Origin of the sequence: Mycobacterium sp., from assembly GCF_052144515.1 — a bacterium.
In the GTDB taxonomy this organism is placed as follows: Bacteria; Actinomycetota; Actinomycetes; order Mycobacteriales; family Mycobacteriaceae; genus Mycobacterium.
The window spans coordinates 1-4,583 of the sequence record NZ_JBKQQD010000388.1 but is presented as its reverse complement, the minus strand read 5'-3'; the positions used below and the strand labels follow the sequence as shown (position 1 = coordinate 4,583).

The 4,583-nt window shown below is 63.0% G+C and carries 6 protein-coding genes and 1 pseudogene; 3 read left to right on the top strand and 4 right to left on the bottom strand.

What is annotated here, in order from left to right:
* Nucleotides 1–121 (top strand): annotated as a pseudogene (locus ACLP9N_RS25835) (hypothetical protein); the annotation flags it as partial.
* 341 nt (nt 122–462) lie between these two features.
* On the opposite strand, the gene ACLP9N_RS25830 reads toward ACLP9N_RS25835, so the two are convergent.
* From ACLP9N_RS25830 to ACLP9N_RS25820, 3 genes are all read right to left on the bottom strand, one after another.
* On the bottom strand, nt 463–954 hold the full coding sequence (locus ACLP9N_RS25830) for an SRPBCC family protein (RefSeq protein WP_442410045.1): 492 nt from the start codon (nt 952–954) through the stop codon (nt 463–465).
* Between the two features lie 73 nt (nt 955–1,027).
* Nucleotides 1,028–1,726 (bottom strand): cation transporter, encoded by a 699-nt coding sequence (locus ACLP9N_RS25825; protein WP_442410044.1) that lies wholly within the window; start codon nt 1,724–1,726, stop codon nt 1,028–1,030.
* Nucleotides 1,726–2,097, bottom strand: coding sequence for an ArsR/SmtB family transcription factor (locus ACLP9N_RS25820; RefSeq protein ID WP_442410043.1), 372 nt, complete (start codon nt 2,095–2,097; stop codon nt 1,726–1,728). The genes ACLP9N_RS25825 and ACLP9N_RS25820 overlap by 1 nt, the downstream gene beginning before the upstream one ends.
* A gap of 93 nt (nt 2,098–2,190) precedes the next feature.
* Between ACLP9N_RS25820 and ACLP9N_RS25815 the strand changes: the two genes are divergently transcribed.
* Nucleotides 2,191–2,436 (top strand): hypothetical protein, encoded by a 246-nt coding sequence (locus ACLP9N_RS25815; RefSeq protein ID WP_442410042.1) that lies wholly within the window; start codon nt 2,191–2,193, stop codon nt 2,434–2,436.
* 64 nt (nt 2,437–2,500) lie between these two features.
* Complete coding sequence (locus tag ACLP9N_RS25810; RefSeq protein ID WP_442410041.1) at nt 2,501–3,088, top strand: hypothetical protein; 588 nt, start codon at nt 2,501–2,503, stop codon at nt 3,086–3,088.
* 386 nt (nt 3,089–3,474) lie between these two features.
* On the opposite strand, the gene ACLP9N_RS25805 is transcribed toward ACLP9N_RS25810, so the two are convergent.
* On the bottom strand, nt 3,475–4,203 hold the full coding sequence (locus ACLP9N_RS25805) for a hypothetical protein (RefSeq protein ID WP_442410040.1): 729 nt from the start codon (nt 4,201–4,203) through the stop codon (nt 3,475–3,477).
* Nucleotides 4,204–4,583: the final 380 nt, after the last annotated feature.

Genomic DNA, 4,583 nt, shown 5'->3' with positions numbered 1-4,583 from the left:
CCTGCCTGGCCCGAGCGCCGAAGTGCGCACAGTGCTGCTGACCGGCGCGACCGGTTTCGTCGGCCGCTACCTCGCTTTGGAATGGCTGGAACGGTTGTCGCTCGTCGACGGCAAGGTGGTGCGCCGGCCGCTGGACGGCCACCTGACGCGCAGCGATTCGCGCCGGCCGCACTCAATACGACCCGCCGGGTTCTACGGCCGCGAGGGCCGCATCCCGGTGCCGATCTGAGTAACCGCTAGCTGCGTGCTCTAAAGATAGCCGGTTGAACACTTCCACGAGGGCCGTCGGCGGTCACGGTGACTTCGACAGGAAGTTTTGAGGCCCTCGAATGTCGTCTCTTTCGAGATCGGGAAGACCGGGTCGTACACGCGCCGTGTCCGGTTGACCCACTTGGGATTCATTAGTCGTATTGCCGTAGGCGCTGTGGTGACCTCGTCGGCGTGGGCGATGGACCTAGAGATTCACCCAGTCCCCCTCAATGCCGTGCGCCGAGTTGGCTCGGCGGTCTGCTTCAAGCGCCGCAGCGTTTCTTTGATGCCTCGATTCACTTGGCGGCCACGAGGGACAAACGCCTCCAGAACTCGGTCCAAGGCAGGGCACCACAAGAACTGGAAGGACTCTGTTACGAGCGTCCCAGACGATTGTGGCTCAAACACGTACTGCCATTCTGTCTGTTCGCGTCCGGTACGGTCATCAAGGGTGGTGAAGGAGAACTTGCGGCCACGCTCAGCGGCGGTGATTATTGCCGTCCGCTCCCAGCGGTAGGGTCCAAGCCGGTTGTACCCGCGAAACCGCGTGCCTTCGGCAGCGGCGCTAGCCCCGTCCAGCCACACGCACCGATAGCACTCAGGACTCCACTCACCCATGCGGGTGACGTCAGCGAGCAGGTCGTAGACAACTGCTGGCGGCGCTGCTATTTCGATGCTCTCGCGTCCCCACTGAGGCGTCGGCATGAACTGATCCTCCATCCGTTTTCGCTGGCCTTCGTGTGGACCCGGCTACCGCAACTACGGTGCGGCGGTCGGTTCAGCACCCACAGTTCTCACCGCGCCATGACCGGACGCCTTGCCACGCGGCGATGGTGGCGATACCTAAACCAACAACGGGGTCCAACCACCATCCTCCGCGCCAGACCGCCACAACCGCCAAAGTGATAAGCACGGCGGCAGCCTGTGCTGCGCACAGATAGTTTTGCGTACCCTCGCCGACCGTGGCCCTGGAGTCCAGCCGCGTACCCAACCTGTGCTTCGCATAACCCAGCAGGGGCATCTCCAACAGCGCCACAGCCGTTAACGCCATACCGATGATCGTGGTCTCCGGTCGATGCCCCGTGATGATGTTGTGGACCGATGCAGCGGCGATGTAGGGGGCGATCAACCAGAACGAGATGGCGACCCCACGCTGCGCCCGGCGCTCGGCGGTTTCCGAGAGGGTGCGCGAGCCGGTGAACCGCCACACCACGATCAGGCTTGCCAAACCCTCCACCGCACTAGCGAGTGCCCACCCGATCAGGGAGATGGAACCGGCGACAAATCCCTGCCAGAAACCGATTACGCCTTCCGCGCACATCCACAGCAAGCTTGCCCACGCCAGCCAACGCGCCCAGCGAGCCGCACGAAGCCAGCCCGCATTCCGCACGACCAGGGCTGACTGTGTGCAAGCGGACGCATCGCAGCATGCCTCACCGACCACTGCGGTGCGCTCGCCAGCGCCCTCAGTAGCCATCACGACATCTCCGTGGCACAACCATCCACGCCGTAGTTGGGGCACAATGCGACCGCTTGCCCCGTGGCTGCCAGCACAGTCTCGGCGGAGGCAAGAACGTCGATCAATGCGGGCTGCGTTAGCCGAAACAGCGACGCCCGGCCTAGCGGCTCAGACATCACCAGCCCGCACTCCCGCAGACACGCAAGGTGTTTGGAGACCGTCGATTGCGCCAGCCCCGATGCCTCGACCAAGTCGGTTACCCGCGCTGGGCCGACCGCCAACCGCCGCACGATTGCCAGGCGGGTGGGATCACTAAGCGAACGGAACAGTGCTGCTGCCGGAGCCAGCTCGATGCGCTCCACTTGCCCAGATGCCGCTGGTATTCGCATTCAACGATGCTATAGCCAGATGGCGAAGAAAGGACCATCGACCCTAGAAACCCCCGAGCGGCAAGCGCATCGTTTGCTTCAAAGATCAAGCTGATGGAAGGAGCGCCGAAGATGTGCGGCTGGGGCGGTAACGGCTGGATGTGGAACGGCGGTGGCTGGGGGTGGGGCGGCGTCATGATGTACATCGTGTTGGCGCTGCTTCTGGTGGCGGTGGTCGTCGTGGTGGCCTTTGCGATCCGCGATCTGGTTCGGGGCGGCAGCCAATACAAGGGGGCCAGTTCCGTGGCGACCGGGCCGGAAGATACGTTTTGGCGCACCGCTTCGCACGCGGCGAGATAGACGAAGATGAGTATCGACGGCGCATCGCGATATTGCGCGACCATCGTGAACATGTCTGACCGCGATGGCTAGGTTGACGCGACGGGCCGCGCTCGCTGCGCTCGGCGCGATCGGAGCGAGCAGCGTCGTAGGTCTGGGGTATGCCCTTCGTGGCATCTTTGAATCCCTGACTACAGGGCCAGGTATCCGCCTAACCCAGGGGGACGGCTGCATGGGCGGCGTCGGCATGGCGGACATGAGGCTTTATATGGATATGTTTATGCGGCATAGCGAGATCAGCCGCACCGTGGAGGAAATCCCCGGTGGGGTCCGTACCACCACTCAGTCGAATTTTCCGGACCTCGCCGCGCACCTCCATACGCACGTATCGAGCATGTACTCCCATCTCGACCAGGGCGTCGAGGTCACCTGCATGAGCCAAACTCTGCCCGCCCTCTTCCGAAATGCCAACGGCTACCGCCGCCAGCTCACAATCACACCCACGGGCGTGATCGCCGAGGAAACCGCCGATGATCCCGCCCTGACGGAAACCATCCGCGCACACGCCCGAGAGGTCACTGGATTCGTGAACGAGGGCATGCCAGCGATGATGCAGGGCATGATGGGCTGCGGCGGCATGATGGGACCCGGCGGCATGATGGGACCCCACTGACCGTCGGCGGCACCATCTCTGACTCGGTGTTCCTCGACGGGCTCCAGCTGGGACGCAAGTCAGCTCGGTGCCACTTGGTCACGACCGCTGCGGTCTTTGGTTCTGGATTGCGTCATGTCATGTAGTTCCTGCGTTTTCCAGCCACGTGGACAACCTAACGTACCGGCTCCAACGCCCAGGGCGGCCGATTGCGATTGAGAGCCGATGACGCCAGCCCGGAGGGTCCGCTGCTTCCTGGCAAGCCCCCACGGGGGAGAGTGCTGCCGGGGCCCCCAGCGGGGGCAGAGTACTGCCAGCGGAGCAGACACTTCAGCGCTGCTCGACTCAGAGACATCTCAACCGCAGGGGCTCCTCTGAGCAGGCGCGCTGATCCTGTGGACGGGTGGTCAGTCTCTCCTTGCGCACTGAGTCCAGCAGTCCTGGTCTGCCTGCGCGGATTCCACGGGGCCGTACTCGTCCTCCGCGCCTTCAAACTCGTCGGCCGGTGTGTGAACCGCGACAGGTCCCTGCCACTCGATCCGTTGCAGCAGCTCTTCGTGCAGCTCCTGCGGCACCATAGATTGGACCACCTCAATGATGCGATTCATCTGTGCCCACATGTCCACCATCCTGGTACCGCTGGCGCGGGATTCGATCAGGGCTTGCAGCCGACCCGCGGCGACCATGCCGGTGTTGACATCGACCTTGGTGTCCGGATCAACAAGGCTCTCATAGCCCTTGACCATGACACTTTCGTAAAAGGCCATCGGGGTGATCGCCGTGGCGACTCCGTTGACGAAGTCGATGCCGTTCTCGTTGGCTCTTCTCTCAAGGATTTCCCGGTAGGTGGCTTTGGCGACGTTCTGGACGGGGAAATGCCTTGCGGTGTGGTTGCGCACTGAGTCGATTGTGATGCGGTCGCGCTTGTCGAGTCTGGTGTTGTCGTTCTCTATAGCCCGCAGGATCATCGCGTAGCTTGTCCTGATGGCCAAGAGGCCGTTGACTTTTCCACGCAGCGCGTCGTTGCGGCACACGCGGCAGCGGGGCTCAAGGGGCAACTGGCGGAAGAGGGCAGTCAGCTCAGGCGAATCGACGATCTCGCTGACAGAGTCGCTGGTTGTGTCGCACACCGTCATCGTGCTGCTCCCAATTCCACCTCGGCCTCGCCTGGTCGCGCTCCTTTAGTGTCCCACCGCGGTGCCGACATCGCGGACCAGTTGCGGTGCTGACACGGCACTTCCCCGTATTTACAGACTGGTCGTCGGCGATATTTCTGCACGGTTTTCATACCGCTACATCGTCTTCTGAAAACCTTCTGGGGCTGGCGGGACTGACAACTGCCGGACGGCCATCTGAGACACACCCCTTGCCTGTATCCGCTGGGGGCAGCTAGGCAATGGCGAGCACGTGATTCCCGGCGATCCAGTCGTCAATATGGCCCATGGTGACTGGTAAAGCCGTCCCCGGGGACCGGTGGGATTTCTCGCGCCGCTCCGACTCGCCGCGGTGATCTGGT

Coding starts and splice junctions, on each gene's coding strand:
- ACLP9N_RS25830 (WP_442410045.1), bottom strand. CDS start 954: ATGCCGACGCCTCAGTGGGGACGCGAGAGCATCGAAATAGCAGCGCCG.
- ACLP9N_RS25820 (WP_442410043.1), bottom strand. CDS start 2,097: ATGCGAATACCAGCGGCATCTGGGCAAGTGGAGCGCATCGAGCTGGCT.
- ACLP9N_RS25815 (WP_442410042.1), top strand. CDS start 2,191: ATGGAAGGAGCGCCGAAGATGTGCGGCTGGGGCGGTAACGGCTGGATG.
- ACLP9N_RS25825 (WP_442410044.1), bottom strand. CDS start 1,726: ATGGCTACTGAGGGCGCTGGCGAGCGCACCGCAGTGGTCGGTGAGGCA.
- ACLP9N_RS25805 (WP_442410040.1), bottom strand. CDS start 4,203: ATGACGGTGTGCGACACAACCAGCGACTCTGTCAGCGAGATCGTCGAT.
- ACLP9N_RS25810 (WP_442410041.1), top strand. CDS start 2,501: ATGGCTAGGTTGACGCGACGGGCCGCGCTCGCTGCGCTCGGCGCGATC.